11 protein-coding genes are annotated in these 20751 nt (G+C 55.8%); 2 read left to right on the forward strand and 9 right to left on the reverse strand.

What is annotated here, in order from left to right; translation table 11 throughout:
- Nucleotides 1–13 precede the first annotated feature (13 nt).
- The 4 genes from Poly41_RS03555 to Poly41_RS03570 form a co-directional block, all read right to left on the reverse strand.
- Nucleotides 14–445, reverse strand: a complete 432-nt coding sequence (locus Poly41_RS03555; protein WP_146524509.1) for a Minf_1886 family protein — start codon at nucleotides 443–445, stop codon at nucleotides 14–16.
- Nucleotides 446–881: 436 nt separating this feature from the next.
- On the reverse strand, nucleotides 882–2738 hold the full coding sequence (locus Poly41_RS03560) for a heavy metal translocating P-type ATPase (protein WP_146524510.1): 1857 nt from the start codon (nucleotides 2736–2738) through the stop codon (nucleotides 882–884).
- A 3-nt stretch (nucleotides 2739–2741) separates the two neighbouring features.
- Nucleotides 2742–3386 carry a response regulator transcription factor gene (locus Poly41_RS03565; protein WP_146524511.1) on the reverse strand — a complete coding sequence of 215 codons (645 nt, stop codon included), beginning with the start codon at nucleotides 3384–3386 and terminating at the stop codon, nucleotides 2742–2744.
- Nucleotides 3379–5163: a PAS domain-containing sensor histidine kinase gene (locus Poly41_RS03570; RefSeq protein WP_146524512.1), complete on the reverse strand. Its 1785-nt coding sequence runs from the start codon at nucleotides 5161–5163 to the stop codon at nucleotides 3379–3381. Before Poly41_RS03570 ends, Poly41_RS03565 begins: the two co-directional genes overlap by 8 nt.
- Before the next feature lie 251 nt (nucleotides 5164–5414).
- On the opposite strand from Poly41_RS03570, the gene Poly41_RS03575 reads away from it, so the two are divergent.
- Nucleotides 5415–6197 (forward strand): sensor histidine kinase, encoded by a 783-nt coding sequence (locus tag Poly41_RS03575; protein WP_197231040.1) that lies wholly within the window; start codon nucleotides 5415–5417, stop codon nucleotides 6195–6197.
- Nucleotides 6198–6350: 153 nt separating this feature from the next.
- On the opposite strand, the gene Poly41_RS03580 is transcribed toward Poly41_RS03575, so the two are convergent.
- Nucleotides 6351–10625, reverse strand: coding sequence for a serine/threonine-protein kinase (locus tag Poly41_RS03580; RefSeq protein ID WP_146524514.1), 4275 nt, complete (start codon nucleotides 10623–10625; stop codon nucleotides 6351–6353).
- A 910-nt stretch (nucleotides 10626–11535) separates the two neighbouring features.
- Here Poly41_RS03580 and Poly41_RS03585 point away from each other — a divergent pair.
- Nucleotides 11536–12849 (forward strand): tetratricopeptide repeat protein, encoded by a 1314-nt coding sequence (locus tag Poly41_RS03585; protein WP_146524515.1) that lies wholly within the window; start codon nucleotides 11536–11538, stop codon nucleotides 12847–12849.
- 468 nt (nucleotides 12850–13317) lie between these two features.
- Here the strand turns inward: Poly41_RS03585 and Poly41_RS03590 are convergent, their stop codons facing one another.
- From Poly41_RS03590 to Poly41_RS03605, 4 genes are all read right to left on the reverse strand, one after another.
- On the reverse strand, nucleotides 13318–14010 hold the full coding sequence (locus Poly41_RS03590; RefSeq protein WP_146524516.1) for an orotidine 5'-phosphate decarboxylase / HUMPS family protein: 693 nt from the start codon (nucleotides 14008–14010) through the stop codon (nucleotides 13318–13320).
- Nucleotides 14011–14094: 84 nt separating this feature from the next.
- On the reverse strand, nucleotides 14095–16548 hold the full coding sequence (locus Poly41_RS03595; protein ID WP_146524517.1) for a YfbK domain-containing protein: 2454 nt from the start codon (nucleotides 16546–16548) through the stop codon (nucleotides 14095–14097).
- Between the two features lie 68 nt (nucleotides 16549–16616).
- Nucleotides 16617–17132, reverse strand: a complete 516-nt coding sequence (locus Poly41_RS03600) for an RNA polymerase sigma factor (protein ID WP_146524518.1) — start codon at nucleotides 17130–17132, stop codon at nucleotides 16617–16619.
- Nucleotides 17133–17227: 95 nt separating this feature from the next.
- A complete protein-coding gene (locus Poly41_RS03605) occupies nucleotides 17228–20599 on the reverse strand; it encodes a hypothetical protein (RefSeq protein ID WP_231615368.1) in 3372 nt (1123 codons plus the stop codon).
- Nucleotides 20600–20751: the final 152 nt, after the last annotated feature.

Below are 20751 nucleotides of genomic sequence, written 5' to 3' on the forward strand. Positions count from 1 at the left end.
CAGAAAAAAGAGTCTATGCCTGATCCGCTTCACGCGGTACCAATTCAAACTGGGGCTCAAAGGCATCGCCGAAGTCAAAGACATCATTAAAATCCTCGCGGCGATCGGAGTCGCTTTTTCGCATTTGTTCGATACGAATCAGATTGTACACCAATTCCCCAAGGTCGCTGGTCGATCGGATGCCCCAGTTGGATAAAACCATCTTGGCAAGATACCCATACTGGTCGATCGCATACCGACGACACGCTTCGCATAGTTGTTGTCCGGTCACATGCTTTGGCCCCGTCGCCGACCGCCGCAAACGATCTTCCTTCTCGGCCTCCTCCTCAATGCTGAAGTTCTCATGCGCGTAATGCAGCGATTCACGAATAAATTGATAGGCCTCGATTCGATATCGAGGGTCTTCGACCAACAGATCGCGGATCGCTTGGAGTGGAGTGGTCATAACACGCTCGTGATTGAAAAATCGTGACAGAAAAGCTTCGGCAGATACAAGCCGCGGGAGTCGTTGATTTGGACGAGGACGACACGAATACCCAGCCCCGAAAGTTCACATCTCCCTACTGACTGGCATAACGCATTGTGAACAAGATCAGGGAAAAGTTCAATTCACCAAAAGGTGCAAAACCGCGGTGCCTTGTCGCAACCGTGGTAAAAAAGGCTAGCGGACGACTCAAGAAACCATGGGGCAGATGGCATCAAGCGCCGCCCAGCTAGCTGAGCTTAGTAAACACAAATACTGAACCAATGACAATGCCAGCGAACACAGAAGTTCATGACTTCAGCCGGTTTTTCATCACACTCAAAACCCTGTTTCACGCCGATGTGACGCATTGGCACGGTTTTGTTGGGTGCCAATGTTCGCCTCGATGGCCCAATGCCTAATAGTCCGAAAGTGACTCTGGCGGTATCGCAACGCGCAAGGCGTTGACCACGGCCAGCACGTCGATCACTTCTTGCGTGATGGCACCGGCGACAGGCGGCAAGTAGCCGGCCGCGGCGATAAACATGGCGATCACACTGATCGCCATGCCTCCGACGGCGCTCTGCAGCGCAATCTTGCGCATTCGACGGCTAATGTGCATCAACTCGTCGACTTTCTGGAGCGAAGAATCGAGGACCACCGCGCCAGCGGCTTCCGTTGTGACATCACTGTTTTGTCCAAACGCGATCCCTACGGTCGCGGCCATCAAGGCGGGCGCGTCGTTGATGCCATCACCGACGAACAGCGTGTCCGCCACCGCCGTTTCGCTCCGCACAATCTCAAGCTTCTCCTCGGGAGTCTTTTCTGCGTAGATTTGGCTGACGCCTACTCGATCGGCAAGGTAGCGAACCTCCGCTTCACGGTCGCCCGAGAGCAACATGACACGATCGATCCTGTGCCGTGGACCGAGGTGCTGAACAAACGATGCGCCTTCTTTGCGAGGTTCGTCTCGGAAACCGTAGGTTGCGGCATAGCGGTTATCGATCAACACAACGCACTCGAGCCCATCGCTTGGTGGCGGCAACTGCGACGCAACGGCGGGCTGTTCGGCAATCAGCGATTTTCGATTCGTGATCTGAACGCTCCTTCCTGCAACCATGCCGCGTAGCCCTTGACCAGGCTTCTCGCTGATCTCCGACGTTTCACGTGTAGCGACCTTGCGATCTTTTCCCGCTTGCATGATCGCTTCGCTTAAGGGGTGCTTCGAATAGCGTTCCACGCTGGTGACCAGCGATAAGACTTCGTTGGGGTCAAAGTCAGCCGCGCTGGAAATTTGAGTCAGCTTCGGTTGGCCATAAGTGAGCGTGCCCGTTTTATCGAGGATAACGGTTCGACATTGATCAAGCTTCTCCAACACAGACGGATCACGAATCACGATGGCGCGTTTCGCAGCAAGGGAAATCGAACCAATGATCGCAACAGGAATCGCGATCAGCAACGGGCAAGGGGTCGCGACGACCAAGACTGCCAGGAAACGAATCGGATCAGCACTGAATACCCAAGCGGCGATTGCGATCGAAACGGCGATTGGTGTGTAGTAGGCACCCAGTTGATCGCCAAGACGCCGAATTCGAGGACGCTGCTGCTGTGACGACTGCATGACCTTCATGATTTGCGCGTATCGCGAATCGATCGCCAGCTTCTCTGCGCAAATGGTCAATGCCGATTCGCCATTGATTGCACCCGAGAGCACTGCCGCCCCCGGGGTCTTCGACATCATGTAGGGCTCGCCTGTCAAATAAGACTCGTCCATCACACCGTGACCATCGACCACGGTCCCGTCGATGGGGCATACCTCGTGCGGGAAGACAATCACGACATCGCCGACCTGAAGCTCGTCAAGCGGCACGTCATCGACCTGAGAATCCGTCTTGCGATGAGCCACCGAGGGCATGCGTTTGGAGAGCGCTTGCAGAACCGACGACGCACTCTGCACCGCGTAACCTTCGAGAGCCTCGCCACCAGAGAGCATCAACACCACCAAGGTCCCGGCCAGGTATTCGCCTAGGATGACCGCGGTGACAATGGAAATCCCGGCCAACAAGTCGGAACCAAATTCACCACGAAACAGCTTCACAAGCAGTTCGCCGACGAGCGGGATGCCGCCAAAGAGCAGGGCGATGTAAAGAGGAGCATTGACCCCATGCTGCGACTCAAGACCTGAAAACCAAAGAGCCAAGTGGGCAACGATGGCAATCACGGCTAAGACGGCAATAATCAATTGGGACCGGTTCTGACTCGGCTCAGGCGACATGTTCTATCCATTTTCAATGACCCACTGGACGGCTTCTCGCGCCAAGGCAGCGAGATCATCAAGTTCTAGCTTCTCTTTGATCCGAGCACGATAGGTCTCCACCGTCTTCACGCTCAATCCCATCTCTTCGGCAATGTCCGCCGTCTTCATCCCATGGCCGATCAACGAAAAGGTTTGCAGCTCTCGATCCGACAGCGCATCGGACGGCGAACTTCCCGAGGCTTCCTTACCCATCACCACTCGATTGAGCATTCGGGACGACATTTCGGCGCTTAGAAACACGTCCCCTTTGAGCACTTTGCGGATCGCATCGATAATCACTCCCGTGACGTTCTCTTTGTTGATGTAGCCCATCGCGCCCGCGCGTAATGCCCGCTCGGCATAGAGCGAATCCTCGTACATGGACCAAACCAACATGCGAGTGGTCAATTTTGCTGACTTGACTAACTTAATCAACTCAATGCCATTGCTGGTTTTCAGCGACACATCGATGATGGCGATGTCAGGAGCCAGTCGCTGGATCAATTGAAACGCCTCGTCGACGTCCGCGGCCTCGCCGCAAACCTCCAAATCGTTTTCAAGTTCGATCCTTGTCATCAACCCATCGCGAGTGGACGGGTGGTCATCGACAATCACAATTCTAGCCATCGAAGTTTCCTTTAGACGTGAAGCGACTACTCCGTGGCGAAAGCAAGCACGTGACCTCGGTGCCGCCGTGGGATGCGGGTTGAATTCGAAGTTCCCCGCCAGCAATTCCCGCTCGATATTGCATGATTTTCAGCCCCATGCCGCTGCACTTGCCGCCGTCGTCGCTGATGCCAACACCGTCATCCACCACACGCAAGACCGCGTTGTCCTGACCGCCAGAAAGCGAAACGGAAATTCGCTTTGCATTGCCATGTTTCACCGCATTAGTGGTTGCTTCCTGTGCGATCCGATACATCTGTGTTGCAACTTGATTGTCTCGCAACCGCACGGGCTGTACACATTCAAAGGAGCACTGGACCGCGTAGAGTTCTTGCAAGCGATTGCACATCTCCGACAACGCCGACATCAACCCTTCGGCATCCACATCAACCGGGTTCATGCCTCGCGCCAACCGACGCACTTGGCCCAAGGTTCGTTTGATTCCAGCCTCAATTTTCTCAGCAATCTTCAGTTCGTTCGCCGCGCTGCGTGTCATCGCAGTCACCAACGTGTCAGCGATCATCGACAGTCCTGTCAACTCTTGGCCAATCTCATCATGTAGATCATTGCCAATCCGTCGCCCCTCCTCGGCTGCAATGTCAAGCACCTGCTTCTCGAGCTCACGCCGTTCCGTGATATCACTCATCAATGTGAAAACCCCGTTGACGGTCTGCCCCGTTTCGATGTCAGGGATAAAGACTGCGGTGATCCAGTGATCCACACCATCGGCTAATCGCAGTTGGTCCTCAAAAGCAACACGTTGCCCCGCCAATGCTCTTTCAAGCCTCGACGCGATCGTTCGATCATACGCCTCCTCACCGAGGACCTGAGCGACGGGAATTCCAATGATCTCGTAGCGTGCTTTGTGAAAGGCCTCTTCGTAACGCCGATTCGCAAACCGAAAACGTCTGTGGGTGTTGATGTAAGCGAATAGTTCAGGAACGTTATCCGCAAGCATCCGAAATTCACGCTCTTGCTTGACGAGCCTTTCTTGCGCAATGGCTTGATAACGCTTCCGCTGTTCCGCTTCAAAGCGTTCTCGCTCGATTCGGCGGTGATGAGACAACTCTTGTTCCACTCGGTCTTGATAAGACGACAACCAATTCGCGAGCGAGGGAAAACGAACGAGCATCTGCTCTGCGTCGTCTTCTAACTTTATCCCTTCGTGCGTTTCCGTCCAAAAGTGCGCTGTCCGCACGAACGATAGAAACAAGACCAAACGCTCGAACCAATGGGGACGGAGCCATCCACGCAGCGCCGCTTGACATGCGGTCGAGGTTTCGTCACCACGGAAGACTGAAACGGCACATGCAAAAACACTCTCCTCGACCTCGGATTGAGCTTCCGGCCACCTATCCGTTGATTCGATCGATGAGACTGGCTGAAGGCGATCGAGATGTATCTGCATCTGTTCGCGGTTGAGTGCGGCTCGGTCTAACATGTCTACCAACCTCTCAGCACTCCGCAGCAACTGTGCGTCGTCCTCTGACGCTGCATGGCTCGCCATCAACCAAGCTGCGTGGCGAGCAACACAATAGGGACGTCCGCAGTACCGTGAAAGGTATAGGAACAGTCTTTCCTTAAAGGCTCCCGGAATCGGATTGTCCAAGTACGCAAGCTGAGTCTGTGTCCAAAGGTTTTGGACGATATCGGGATCTTGATGCCCAACCAAAAAGAAGGAGGGGTAGATACCCAGCCGATCTACGACCTCACATTGGAGTTCAACAAGGTTTGCCATCGTTTCGCGAACCTTTCCGGTTTGATTTTGATCTCGTCGACGAACCCGATTGTAGTGTTTTCTAGCGCAGCACGCGTGTCAGGTCGTCTCCTACAAAATCGATCGGCAAAACACTACATGACGAATTCGATTTGTGCGACTATGCCACACCTTTTTAGTGCGTATGATTTGAGTGTCCCATTTTTGTCTCATTCTTATACCCGCCGAGGGGTACAATGAGAGGTTGGCCTGTGGAAAAGGCACCGAGAGGAATGCGCACGATTGAAAACACTGAAGCTGATCCACAGGGGGGGATCAAAGCCCAACAACGGGCGGCCCAGGCGGAGCGTTTAGCTGCGATTGGACAGGTTGTCGCATCCGTGGCGCACGAAAGCCGCAATGCGTTGCAGCGAATCCTTGCACATGTAGAGTTGATCGAAGAGCACGTCGGAGGCGATTCGGAGATCATGGTAGATTTGCATGCGATTCGATCGGCTGCGGGTAGTTTAACACAAATGTGCGAAGAGCTCCGAGAGTTCAGTGGCGAGCTGCACCTAGATCTGCAATTGTGCTCGCTGGAGGAGTTGATTGCGGCTTGCTGGGATTCGTTGCAGCAGCATCCTCGTCAACGAGAGTCCAGGTTGCGCGTGGACGTCGCGAACATTTCTTTATGGATCGATCCATTGCGAATGGATCAAGTGCTTCGAAATTTACTTGAAAATTCGCTTACGGCACTCGACCGTCCCGTTTCGATCAGGGCTCATGCGGTTGAGTGTCGATCGCAAGGTGTCGACGTCGTGCAACTGACCTTGTCCGATAATGGCCCTGGGTTTTTGCCGCAAAATCTCGACAAGGTGTTTGAACCGTTCTTCACAACCAAGCAGAGGGGAACAGGCCTCGGGCTAGCAATCTGCAAACGCATTGTCGAATCGCACGGTGGCAGCATTGCGATTGGCGACGCCGACTCCTCGGGCGCAACCGTCATCATCACCCTGCCAGCGATGGCCACGGAAGATCCCCTCTCATCGCAACGAACGGCGTCAGCCCATTGGTGACGGTTTAGGGACTGGGTGACCTGCAGGTGCTCGGTCGGAAGTTGGGTGTCGACGGACCGAGTCGCTCCTCCAAATTCCTGGCGGGGCAAACACGCCAGCGATCCTAGGGTGAACGTGCCATCGGAAAACGTCAGCATGATGGGTAACCACCTGCTAGAACCGCTCCAGCGCCTTCAGATAAAACTCTTGACGCTCGCGAATCTCAGGACGTGGATCTTGTATCTTAAGGAGTACGTTTCGGAGTTCCCGATGGAGATTCTGATTCGAATCACGATCGCCCGCCCCCAGCGTCTCGCTCTTTAGGATCACGTACTCAAGTGAAATGATGTGCCGAATCGAGTCTTTCGCAGAGAGCGATTTCGTTGCCGCGCGAAAGCCTGCTTCACTATGACGTAGCGCCGTCTTCTTGTCATCGATGATGGCGTAAATCCTTGCTGCACGGCTGTGCCACAGACATTGCAATCTCACCGAGTCTGCCTGGATCGTGAGCGTTGCCAACCGACCCTGCTGCTCCGCTTCGATTCGGTCACTGATTTCGCTCATCCATTGCAGGGTGGTGGCCTGAGTCTGCCGCATGCGGGGCGTTCCTGGATTGAGCAGCATGTCAATCCAGAGGCCGTTGAGTTTCTTAAGCGCCAGAGGAGTGTAGGAGATCGAATCGCGGCGGCGATTCCGAATGGCTTGATCGATTGCCCCATTGGCCTCGTCGAGCAATTGGTTCCTTTCGCTGTCCGTCAGAGACTTCGATAGGCTTGCGATCTGCCAGCAAACATCCGCTTGGGTCTCGAGTCGGTCGTCATCGTCGTCATACCAACACTTGTTGAAACCGAGCGATTCCCTCGCATCCTCCAGTGCTTTGAGTAGCAGTGCGTCTCGTTGTAGCGGGTTGAGTTGATTGGCATGACGTAGTTGGACACTCGCCCGGCATCGCAACGCAATGCCGCGGAGGCTGTCGTCGGCCTTTGACTCCGCAAGGATCACTTGATCGTAGAGCTCGGTAGCCTCTTGATAGAGGGCCCGGGATTGATCGGCGTCGCTTGAGGCAAAGCCTTGTTGGTCGGTGATTCTCGCCCGTAAGAAGTCTGTGCGAATCGTTTTGCCCAAGGCGGTCGCATCACGGTAATACTGCTCCATGCGATCGATGATTTTATCGCGGTCCATATCATCTTGTTGTTCATAGCGTGATTGCATGAATGCCTCACAAGCCATACAGATCAAGTCAGCGTGAACCTCTCGGTCGGTCGCGGCTGCGCCAGCGATCGCTGCAGCGACTTCGACCTGGTCGAGCCACTCGAGGAGGTTACCGTAGAGGGATCGTTGCTCGGGTTGTGCGGCAAGCGAGATGAAATGCTCGCAAAAATCGACGAATAGCTGGTGGTCGACCTCTTCGGGCACCGTCGGCTCCGCTACGGGGGATGCTCGCAGTCGCGGCTTCAGGTTTTGCATCAGCGGGCGGTAGCAACGATCAAGCAACGCATCTCGAGTCACTCTCGATGCCTCCTTTTGTTGCATCAGATCAACCGTTGTTTGAGCAATGCAGGCTGCGCAGGCGAGTGACGTCCATTCGGCATCGGCATCGGCATGGCTGTCACGCAGATTGATGTGGTTCGAACCCACCTCAAAGACCGCACGGCCCAGTTGTGGTGTGAACGCAAGTTCCAATCGCTGCGTGACCGTGCGTCGATATTCCGACAACGCCACTTCCGCAGTGTCAAAGTCTCCGGCAGCGACACTGCACAAGATTCGCTCAGACGCAAGCGACTGCTGTAGGGTATCGCTTCCCACAGCAAGCCTGTCCACCGCGTCTAAGACCCGCCCAGCGCTGCGGTGTAGTCGTGCGTAGCGAATGGAGTCTATCTGTGTGTCGGACGTTCCTGAAGAATTGATGAGCCAATCGAGCAGGTAGCGTGCTGCTTGTTGCCGATCCTCGGCAGCCGTGTTGGATACCAAGTCCACATCGGAAGCCACACGTTGCCAGGCATCAAACGCAGATCGTGATTCGTTTTGGTTCCAATCCGCCCATCCAGCGGCCATTCGATACTGCGTCTCAAGCTTCGGTGGCACAACGGCTGGGAGGCTGGCGGGCATCAACGGACGCTCTTCGGACAACAAGCAGACATCGTCCCGCTCCGCAAGTGGATCGATCAGCCAGAACGCCATCGAAGCGAGTGCCGACCACGTGGAATCACCGACGAGAAAGTGGGCCGCACGCAAGGTCGCTTTGCTCAATGACGGATCGTCACGGTATTGAGGGCGTTGCAAAAGCAAGGCGATTAGGTATTGCCCATGCAGCGAAACCAACGCGGATTGGTAGCCCGAGTCCTTCTTGCAGAGCGTTACGCATCGCTGCAAATCGGTTTCCACGAGCTGGCGATCCCAGGTGGCCACTTCCCGTCGCATCATTCCGCTGTAGGCAACGGCAAAGGATGCGTCGCAGCTCGAACTTGGATGCGTGTACTGCCCCTTCGGATTGAACCCAAGACGAACCTCATCGGCGTGAACCCAAATCGATTCGGTGTGGTCTACGGCTGCGATGTCCCCGTGCAATCTCGCGAGCATGAGTCTGGCGAGCTGGGGTGTGCGATCGCTTGCCAACGGTTGCTGCAATATCCGTAGCAGACATTCGCACATTCGGTCAGCATCTTCGAGCACGTCGGAATCGATTCGCGACGGATTTTCGACGGCTTGGAACTGTGCAAGCATCGCTTCGCAGACATCCGTGATCAAGGCATCAAGAAGCTCTGGGGCGAGCTGCTGTTGTTCGCTGAACGAGGCGTTCTGAAGCAAATCGTATTGGCTCGCCATACGCTGACTCGGCGACTCAGCAGAAATGCCCGCTGCCCGCAAGAGCGAAGGGAGATCCGTCGGCAGGACGGCCATCTCACTCTGCTCAACCTCACGTGGCTCGACCTCACTTGGATCGACCTCACTTGGATCGACCTCACTTGGATCGACCTCACTTGGATCGACCTCACTTGGATCGACCTCACTTGGATCGACTTCGCTCGCTTCGACTTCGCTCGCTTCCATTTCGACGTTGCTTGGTTGTCCGTCAACGTCGCTTGGTTGCGATTTGAGTTCGCTTAGTTCCTTTTCACCCTCGATGTCGTTGGTCGATTCGTTGACGACCTCGGGTGTGGGGTTTCGTGTGACCACAGGGGCCTCAGAGGTTGCTTGCGCTGAAGGTTCGGCGGTTGGGACGTCATCGATCACTGCTACCGATGCGACGTCGCGATTGGCAATCCGATCGGGTGCGCTGGTTGGAAGGAGGTACCACGCCGCGACCGCCATGGCTGCTAAGACGACAAAGGCCAAAGCGGAAACCCGTGGCGCCGTCCAGGCGGGGTGAGTTACCGCAGGACGATCAACGGCTTGGTTCAACGCGGCGACAAAGCTCTGGCAGTCCTCGTATCGTTTGTCGGGGGCGAGCCGCGTCGCCCTGGCAATCACTTTTCGCTCCTCGGCAGGGACAAGAGAAAGGTCGAGATCCCCACTCGCTTTCGCTTTCAAGAGCGCCGACTGCGTGTCTCGGTCAAACGGCAACTTCCCGGTACGCAGTTCGTAGTAGGTGATCGCGAGCGAGTACTGGTCAATGGTTTTGCTGTAGGTGCGTTCGAACAGCATCTCGGGGGCACCGTAGGCAGGCGTCGCAAACGCCATTTGGGTTTGACGGCTTTTGGCAACATGGCGCGCGAGTCCAAAGTCGCAAACCTGAGCTTGGCCTCCCACAACGAGGATGTTTTGCGGTTTGATGTCACAGTGATAAATGTTGAATCGCTTGTTAAGTTCATCAATGGCCGAGGCAGCCGAGCCCAGATAGCGAAGCAACTCTTTGACTTCGATTCCGCCCATCTCCTCGAGATCCTTGGGGTCGAGTTTCTCGCTGGTGAGTCTTGACGCCTGAACCTCTCTCAATCGATCGAAAAGGGTCTTCTCTCCCAGTCCCATGGCGACGACCATTCGCACCGGGACAGGTTGCGAAAACTGCTGTTTGAAGTTCGTGGATTCCGACGAAGGTTTTGGGACAGGTGCCGAGGCGCCGATCGGTTGGGTCGAGACGATGCTCTGGTCGTCAGCTTCCGTTTCGCTTTCCCTGGTCGCATCGAGCACCATCGTGTCCACCATCTGCGAATCATGGTAGAAGGCGGCTTCGGTTTGCGTGGCATCGAGTCGATTCCCTCGAGCATCAAAGAACCAGACGCCAAAAAGCGGGCAGAGGTTAGGATGTTTGACTTCGCGGACGACCCGCAACGCCCCAAGTTCTCGTTGGCTGCCGAGCAGTTCAAGATCTTGAATGATCTTTACCGCAACTTGAACGCCTCCCGAAGCACGTGCAATCCAAACCTCGCCCGCCATTCCTGAACCCAGTCGTCGAACGAGCGTGAATCCAGGGACAATTTCGTCACCAGGTTTGGCAGTTGTCGACATTTTAGAAGGATGTCCCGGGTGGTGATGTGCCTAGTTGTGAAGCGTGGCGAAGCATGCCTGATCGAGAAGGGTTGATCCACCGAAAACCGTCGGCACGAACCTATGAACCTCAGTTGAACCTCATTTCTATTGTAGTGGATCGTATGCCACCCCCCCTAGCCCCGACGGTCGTGCAGTTTAGCTTCACGCACACGGAGGGTGGCCTGACGAACCGATGTTGAGACGTATCGAAAGGTTGGCCGCGCGTTCTGGGCCCTCCCCCTCGCTGCGCTCGACCCCTCCCGCTGCGCGGGCAGGGGTGGATGGATACCTAAACACTTCAGCAGTCACAACTTAAAAACTGCACGACCTCCTCGCGGGAGGGGTGGTTTGCTTCTCCCTCTGGGAGAGATCGAGCGCAGCGAGGGAGAGGGTTCCTTGGCACCCAAATGGACGTTCCCTACGACCACTTTCGAATCGTTGATACTTTCCATCGGTCTCCAAACCCCCGCCGATTCGTCACGCCACCCGGAGGGCATTGGTATCGATGCCAGTCGCGCTGATGGATTCTGGCTCCCCTCGCCCCGCGCGCTCGCGGGGAGAAGGGCTGGGGATGAGGGGCGAGACTGGTGTAGATACCCATGAACAGGAGATACCCATGAACAATGGGTGGGCGAAACGAATCTTCGCGCGCTCCTGCAATGGGATTCTTGGTCGCAGACGCCTCGATTAGGAACGGGAACCGGACAACTTTTCCCGGTAATTGCCAAGAAAGGGAACAACTCGGCAGCGTTTTGACTGACAACCGTAGGGTGGCGAGGCCGCGTCGAGCGAGCTAGCACTCGAAAACAAGAACGCGAGACGTCAGCGAGCATACGCTGATGCAGTGCCAGAAAAACGCCGTCAAAACCAACCCCGGGGGGGACGATTGATGAATGTCCAGGAATCAGCAAACGCGTGTTTGAAGGCGAATGACCTCGCCACCGCAAGACATCACTGTACCGAATGGATACGTGTCGACCCGGCCAACGCCAAGCCCTGGCATCTGCTTGGTGTCTGCCATGCGCGTGACGGCGAATTGGACGATGCAATCGATTGCTTTCAAAAGGCGACGGACCTGGACCACGAAAAATCGCTTTATCCCTACAACCTCGCGGTCGCCTACAAGGCACTTCACAAGCTTGATCAAGCGATCCAATTCTATCGGCAAGCGCTTGAGCGTCGAGGTGATTTTTTCGAAGCGAGGAACAATCTAGGCGCCTCACTGGTGGAAGCAGGACGATCCAAGGAAGCTCTCGAATGCTTCGAGCGTTTGGTCAAGCTTTTCCCAGAATCCGCTGACGCAAACTTCAATCTTGCAAACACGCTCAACGAGGCCGGACGGATCGACGAAGCCGCCACCCATTATCGCCAAGCGGTCGAATTGGATCCAGAGCATTCGGCGGCGCGAGAAAACCTTGGCCGAGCCTTTCTGGATGCCGAGCGATTTGATGAGGCGAGGCAGGTGTGGACGAACTGGCTTTCCCATGACCCGACAAACGCCACCGCTCGACACATGCTCGCGTCACTCTCGGACGATACTCCACCATCGCGATGTGACGATCAATGCATTCGCGAGACGTTTGACGAGAAGTTTGCGACCAATTTTGATCAACAACTGACACGCTTGGAGTACTGCAGTCCTGAACTGATCGCGGACACTCTGCAGCAATTCGATCCGCCTATTGCGGATGCCGAGATTCTTGATGCCGGGTGTGGCACGGGACTCTGTGCTCCACGGGTTCGTTCCTTGGCCAGAAATCTCATCGGCGTGGACCTTTCTGGCCCGATGTTAGCCGAAGCACGCGAGCGAGGGCTTTACGATCAATTGAAAGAAAACGAGATCACACAATACATGTCTTCTCAAACCAGCTGTTTCGATGTGGTGATCTCGGCCGACACGCTTTGCTACTTCGGAGACCTTCAAGAGGTTCTTGGTGCCGTCAGCCATTGTTTGAAACCGAATGGCGTGGTCGTGTTTACGGTCGAGTCCCTCGAATCAACGATGCCTATGCCACTCGACGTGGGAAACCGGTATCGATTGCGACCTCATGGGCGGTACGCCCACAGCGAGAGCTACCTGCGACAAGTGGTACCCGACGCCGGCCTGAGCTTGACGAAGATCCGGGACGTGGTGCCACGAAAGGAGCGTGGGCGGCCGGTCCAGGGTTGGCTCGTTACGGCGCAAAAAAAGAACCTGCGTTGAACTTGTGGATTGATCGATCTGCGATTTGCTGAAACAAGCCCAGGTGAAGAGATACGCACACGCTCGCAAGCGATGGTCCATGGGTCTTCCGAATGACCTTCTAGTTGCAAATTGGAGGCGGGGGGCGAGGGTGGACTGTCAAAAATCAATGCGACTTGGGAATTTGGGATACTTTCTTGAGTGTCATCTTGACCGAGATTCTGGCTCCCTTCTCCCCCGCCTTTTGCGGGGGAGAAGGGTTGGGGATGAGGGGGCATGCGTCACACGAAGACCGAGAAATATCAGGGTCAATGTTGGTGTTCCGAACCCCTCACCCCCGGCCCCTCTCCCCTAAAAGAGGGGCGAGGGGAGCCAGGATTCTTCCAGGATTGCCAGGATTGAAGGTCAACAATATTTTTGACAGGCCAGGGCGAGGGTGTGACGATTGTGTTCGCGAGCGACAGCTCGCTTCGCTGCCGCTGTGCCGCCCTACGATGCATCGTGCGAGTGGATCGCATCGCAAATCATTCGCAACGAAGATTCGAGGTCGCCATCCGCCGTTTTGAACGAATCGGCATCGATCGTCAGCGGTGCCCCCAGGACCACCAGCGGTGCGCCGTAGGCGGGACATGCAATGGCTTGTTCGAGCGACAGTCCGCCTACCGCTTGGACGGGCACCTTCACCGCTTGGCAGACTTCTCTTAATTCATCGAGTGGACTGGGCATCCGCTCGCCGCGTGCCGCGATCCCTCGTCGTTCGTCATAACCGATGTGGTGGATCACATAATCGCATCCGAGATCTTCGAGCCATCTCGCTCCGGCGATCCGATCCGGACAAACCATGTTGTCACCCATCACCTTGACGCCATAGTCTTGACCGGCTTTCACGACACAGCGAATCGTTTCCTCATGAGCCCGCGCCATGACGACGACGTGGGTGGCTCCGGCACCGGCCATCATCTCGGCTTCCAAATAGCCACCGTCCATCGTCTTGAGGTCGGCGACGATCGGTGTTTGGGGGAATTCCTGGCGAAGTGCCCGAACGCCGTGGAGGCCTTCGGCAAGGATCAAGGGTGTACCCGCTTCGAGCCAATCCACCCCTGCTCGAATCGCCATGTGTGCCGTTTCGATCGCTTCGGTGATGTTGGTTAGGTCGAGTGAAATCTGAACAATCGGTTTCATCGGTTTGGTCCGAGGAACAAGGTCGAACAGCCGCACCAAGCGAGGCTTCGGACCACCAGTCTAACCCGATTCGCATCAGCGCAGCTACTCTTGGCCCATCAATTCACTCGCCTTGCGAGCGAGTTCGACAAATTCGGCCCGCAGCTCGAAACGATCGTCGCCTTTCGCCTGGTTCGCAACGCGTACCACATCGCTGAGCGTCCAATTCCCACGGTACTCGCTGCGACGAAGCTGCATGCCAAATCCTGCGACCGCCGTAGCAAAACGGGTGTCGGCGTCCGCTTCGGCGAAGGGCATTGCTTCATCAAACACCAAGAAATCAACTTTCGTGCTCTCGTCAGCGTCGGGCTGCTTGTAGCGTAGTTTCACTGTCATGGTTTCCCCACTTTCGGCCGCCTCGGTTGGCTCCCGCTCCGTTTGGTACTTCAACTCGTCCACCTTGGGTGCCGCCGAATCGTTTTCGGCTCCTGCCGGTACGATCTCGTAGAGTGCCGTGACGCTGTGTCCCGCTCCGATCTCTCCTGCGTCTTTGGTGTCGTCGTTGAAGTCTTCCTTCGCCAGCATTCGATTTTCGTAGCCGATCAACCGGTACGAATCGACCTTGGAAACGTTAAACTCGACCTGGATCTTGACATCCTTGGCGATCGTCATCAGCGTTCCGTTGGTTTGTTCGACCAAGACTTTGCGAGCCTCTTTCTCGTTGTCGATGAACGCATAGTTGCCGTTTCCCTTGCCGCTGATCTGTTCCAACATCGCGTCGTTGTGGTTCCCCATCCCGAATCCGAGGACGGACAAGAAAACGCCTGCTTTGGACTCCTTCTCCACCATCCGAACCAATTGGTCCGTTCCTGTGGTGCCGACGTTGAAGTCTCCATCGGTGCAAAGGATGACCCGATTGACTCCGTCGTCGATAAAGTGATCACGAGCCGTTTGGTACGCCAACGCGATGCCTTGGCCTCCGTTGGTGCTGCCACCGGCGGACAGTTGCGTCAGGGATTTTCGAATTTTGCTGCCGTTTTTGACCTTGGTCGAGTCGAGAACCAACCCAGCCGAGCCAGCATACACGACGATCGCCACTCGGTCGGTTTCGTTCAATTGCTTCACCAACATCTTCATCCCTTGCACCACCAACGGCAACTTGTTCGGGGCATTCATCGACCCGCTGGTGTCGAGTAGAAAGACCAAATTGCATTTAGGCCGTTCGGATTGCTCGACGACTTGACCCTTCAATGCAATCCGAGCCAAGCGATGACCTTCGTTCCAAGGGCACTCGGTTACGACGGTGCGAGCCGCAAACGGGTGGGGGGCGTCGCTGCGAGGTGGTTCGTAAGCGTAGTCGAAATAATTCACCATTTCTTCAATCCTCACCGCATCGGGCCGCGGCAATGCGTTCGCTCGCATCAAGAAGTCTCGTACTTTGCTGTAGCTCGCCGTGTCGACATCGACCGAGAAGGTACTGAGCGGATGCTCGGAAACTCGCTTGAATGGATTTTCGACAATCGGGTCAAAGCGATCGCCGGCAATCCCCGGACCGCGGCCTTCGTCGAAGGGAGCGGCAAATGGGTCCCAGGCAGAATCGTCAACCATCGACATCCGCAAACGTTCCGCCTTGATCGAGCGATCGCTCGACTCCGTTGCCTGAATCGGTTGCCCAGCCTGACGGATAAATGGTGGCTTGCTGAGCATCGGAGCGGAGGTCGATGGAAGCCCCGCCGTTCCATCGAAGCCCAAAGTGACATTGGCGGCGCCGCTGCCATACGAGTCAGCGAATTCGAATTCGACATTCGGCGCGGGTGCCGCAGCAGCCGAAAGACCCCTGGTGGACTGTGCCGACAAACTCAGACTCTTCTCCGCCGCGTTCGCAATTTCTTCCTGACGCAGGACGGTTTTGCCTTTGCTTGACGATTCGGGTCGTGAGGTTTGCAGCGTTTTGTTGAGAACGAGACCCGTTTCCCGTTTTGACTCCTCGCTCGCAATCGGACCGGAGTATTCGATGCCCGACTCGGGCTTGGAAGTCCCCGGTGCCACAGCAAACAAACTTTCCGCATCCTCGCCGAGTCCCTCGTCTGATAACGCAAGCTCCGAAAGCGGAACCGAATCCCCATTGGCCATCAAATCGTCTTCCACGTCTTGGCGGAGTGGCCCCGCGGTAGAGGAGGATTCGCGAGCCATTTCCACTGGCGTCCACGACTTTATGATCACGGGGATACAGAGACCCAGCAGCACAAACGCAGCGCAAACGGCCGTGGCCCACTTCAAGAACGTGGGGGAATACCACAATCCCGAATCTGCGGAGACCGTTGCCGCAGCGTTCTTGGGTGCCAAGATTTGCTGGCGGCGATCGGTGTCGAGCGGCGGAGTGGATTCGGCTGCGTAGAGCGTTCCCAGCTTACCCGTCAACTCGCGAGCCTCGGCGATGGCATCCGCCAAGGCTGGGGTGCTTTCGACCTCTTGTTCGAAGGAGGTTCGCTCGGCTTCGTCGAGTTCGCCAAGCACATAGGCCGTGATCCGTGGATCGTTCCAGATGGATTCAGACATGATAGTTTCTCGTCAGAGAAGGATGTGTAGGGGTTCAGTGGATTCGTTGTTGGCGGGTGTCAGAAGGGTTAGCTGACGGCCATCGAATCACGTAGGCTGCGGACCGCTTCATGCAGATGGAAACCGACATTGCTGACGGTCAATCCCGTCACCTTCGCGATTTCGCGGTAGCTTAGCCCTGCTTGCATTCGCAGTCGCAAGACTTCTTGTTGGCGAGGCGACAGCGTGTCGACCATCGCGGCGAGTTTGTCCTTCTGTTCAGCGTCGCTAGCTACGACGGACGCATCCGGCGCAGGGTCGGCCAGCGAAACGTTCGACGCGTCAATCGGCGTCGTGTGCGTGGTGCGTTTCATATCAATCACTCGGCTTCGGCAGACGGTAAAGAGCCAAGCTGCGACGCGCGATTCGATCTTCTCACGATTCTCGCGGCACAGTCGCAGGAACGTCTCCTGCACCGCGTCTTGTGCTGCTTGCCAGTCGCCACCGAGCATCCGGTTGGCGTACGCCAATAACGGCCGCTCGTAGCGGTCCACAATCTGCGAGACCGCTTCGGCGGAGAATTCGTCAGCAGGTGGATCGGGCATGGTGTGCGATCAAGCGGCAAGAAGCAAAACGCGGTTTCAGAAGGCTAACGACAAAGCCTGATCGATATTAGGGAAAAACTCTAAAAAACACTCCATCACTTCGTTTCGGTTTGGAAGTCGCCCGATCGAGACATGCTCGAACCGAACAGAACGGGGTTGCTCAACAGTGAAGCGATGTTGCTGATTCCTGTCGGATCGATAATCGGACGATCCACGGTGCCGGAGATCGGCAAATAAACGAATTTGCTATCCTCGCCACTTCCAATTCGCCCCAATTGTACCGCTTCTCGCGGCACCTTCGCGATCATATTCAAGTGGCCATCCAGCCGGATGCCGCCGCGAGTGATTACCTGCGTCTGATCAAATTCGATGGTCATGCCCTGGTTATGAACCGTGCCATAGTCGAGATCGAACTCGACCGTTTGCGGTGGCATCGTGACCTGTGTGTTTCTTAGCCCCTTGAGCGAGAAAGGTTGCTTTCGAGACAAGGATTGCACGCCTTTCGCAACAGCGATGATCTGTTTTGCCATCGGATTGAGCGACATCTGAGCGTGATGCACGTTCACTCGGCCAACAACGCGGCTCCTCTCCGGTGCATCAAGATTGATGTTTCCTTCGTCAATCTCCAAACCAAAGTGCCCGTCTACGCTCCTCACTTCGGAGGTGGTGGGGGCAATGAAACGAAACCAACCGGCTGTCATCGGCCGTGTGAGTTTGATGGAATCGGTGACCATCCCCGGTTTCAACCGAACGATTCTCGGGGAATAGCGATAATCAACTTCACCTCCGAGTTGAATACGGCAATCACCGATCGGCATCACCACTTTATCAACTTTGGCAGTCGTCTCATTCCATTGCACAGGAAACGACGTTGGGCCAATGTCGATCCCGGCAAAGCTTGCCTGATCCCATCCCAACTGAGTTTCAACATCAAAGCGAACTGCCCCTAGGTTAGGCGATCGCCACTGAAGGGTCAGGGGTGCTTCATGAACGCCCTCCATCTTGATCGGCGTTTCGGATACCTTCGTCAATCGCACTCCCACACGCTGCATGTCCATTCGCAGCAGTCCGCTTAGCGATCCGCTTTGCTCCTTGTCGCCGACAACGGCTTTTCCAGAAAGCACCGTCGAGAACCATTGACCCGCGATCTGTACTTCGTTTGCAACGATTTGTTGATGGCACTTGTCGTATTGGACTTGAGCATCAATTTGCATCACCGGCTCGGCCCATACGATTCGATGGGGCTCATCGGGAGAGGCGGCCCTTGCAATCACGCGGAGGGTCCGAGAACCATCAATCGATGTGTTTGCGAGGGGAGCTGGCTTTTCGACGCTCCATTTTTCCACAAACGCAATGTCTCGACCGATTGTCGTCAAATTCAAGTCGATCCATTGCTCGTTCCCAACAATGGTTCCGCTGCCACAAAACCGCCCCTCCAAGCGACGTTGATACCGCGGCGAGGGTTCACAGGATCCATCCATGATCGATGAGGTTACAAGCCGTTGCGCCGAATGGATTGGCGTTGCAATCGTTTTGTTCAATGGAAGGTTGAGCGGGGGTTTTTGCAGTGCATTCAGATTCGCTTGCCACTCCAGTTGTAGGTCGATGTCGTTCGGATTCGCTTTGCCTTGAAGCGATGCTGTGAGCGCGGGCGAGTCGATGGCCAAGCGTTCGGCATCGAGTGCTCCAGTCGGCCAGGTCCAATCGCCGGCAAACTCAATGTTGGCTCGCGGTTGGCTGAATGACCGGTTTGCATACGCTAGGCTCGGTTGAACGAACTCGATCTTTGCCTTGGACAAGCGTGCAGATTGATATGAAAAATCACCTTCCAACTCCGCTGCGAAATCGCCCTTTGCGTCACTCATTTGACTCGGCAGCAACCCCTTCCATTGCTCAAACAATCTCTCCACCTGGCCGCTGGCTGCGAGCCTCAAGGGAAAGGGCGTGGTCCGTTTTGGGAAGGGAACGGGCTTCAATAGCTCGGCATGCAAGGTTGTCTTGTCTTCGCAAAATGCGAAGGTCGCTTCGCTTATCTCTCGCACGACTTTCCCATCCCAGCGACCGCAGACATCGAGTTCCAGTGCGATTTGACGAGGTTGTTCGTCCTCCCCCTTGTGGGACGGACGCAGTAAATCGGATGCGGTTGCAGATCCCTCGACTCGCCACTGGTCTTTTACGACCTGGTCCCAATCAAAGCGGGCCTGGATCAATCCTTCGAGTGCAGGGTCGACCATTTCAAGAATCGGAGCCACCGTGCTGGTCAGTCGCGCGACGTCGATTTCAAATTCCGTCGTTCCCTGGTGCGAATTTCCTTGGCCCGTGATCGAGGCGACCTCGCTGGTCAGGTGAAACTCCTCTGCACGCCATTGATCGCGTTGGTGCGCAATCACCAGCAACAAATCGATCGGATCGATCGAGACATCGCATCGATCTCCGTGCTGGATCGCCGTTGCATGGAGTGGTGACGTTTGTAGCGAGATGCGAGTTTTTCGTAAGGCCTCCGTCCCGATGGATTCCAACTTTGCTACGACTTGGCTCGAGACGATTTCGACGTCATCTCGCAGTGGAAGCAAACCTGGCATTGCGGCGTGTAGCCGTTCCAGATCAACCGTTGCCGAAGCGTTCCCGTCAAAGGATCCCATGCTCTGCAGTGGATCTTTCCAAAAATCGGACAACGAGATCGAGCGAGCGACCGACGCATTGATGGTTGCCTGCGCAAAATCGGTCTTCGCTATGACGTGATGTCCCATGATTCGGTCCTTGGTGATCGTCAATTTGCCATCGATCACTGCGACTCGTTTGTTGGTTGCCCCGGATTCCCTATTGTTGGAAGCGACCGATCGATCAAGGCTTCCTGAGAAGGTGGCGGCGATGTCTTCGTGGGACAGCAAAATGTCAGCACGCGACATCGTGGCACGCCACTGCTTGCCGGATTCGTGATCCGCCATGCTGAATCTTAGACGCTGGATCTGCACGCGCCCGATTGGCTTTCGCTGATGGGCACCCGCCGGAGCAAGCAGTGTCGGGAAGTCCTCTTCGAGACTGCATCGACCGTCCCGAATCGAGCAGCTGACGTCGACGCTGTGGATGACGACTTGCCCGAGCGAGTGATTGCGCAGCCCAAGGAGTTGGGCAAGCGTCACCTCACTGTCAATCTGTCCGATAAGGTAATGGTTCTTGTTCGAGGTGCCGTGGATTTCGACTCCCGTCAGCCGCAGCGGGGTAAACCACCCGATTCGCATGTATTTTGCGTCGAGAGAAAAGCCGTGCCCTGCGATCGCTCGAGAGAGCAGACTTCGCCCGAGGGATGAACGGCTGATAACCGCTGGCGTCAACACGATGACGGTAGCGATCAAGACCATGACGACACACGCCATCGCTCCTACGATACACGTGAGTTTGACCCGACCACCGGGGGATCGTAGCGTGCAGAGTCGTGTCGCAGCCACGGTCACATCCTTGTGCATGGTCAAATCAGAGCGAGCTTTTTGCCGAGTCTACTGATTTTGGGCAGTTCTCCCAAGATCGACTTGCCAACGCTCCTCCAAAAACGCTAGCAAATTCAACCATCGGCGATACGACAGGTGCGAACATTGAGAGAACGTTATCTTGCTTCTCA

This window comes from Novipirellula artificiosorum, from assembly GCF_007860135.1.
Lineage (GTDB): Bacteria > Planctomycetota > Planctomycetia > Pirellulales > Pirellulaceae > Novipirellula_A > Novipirellula_A artificiosorum.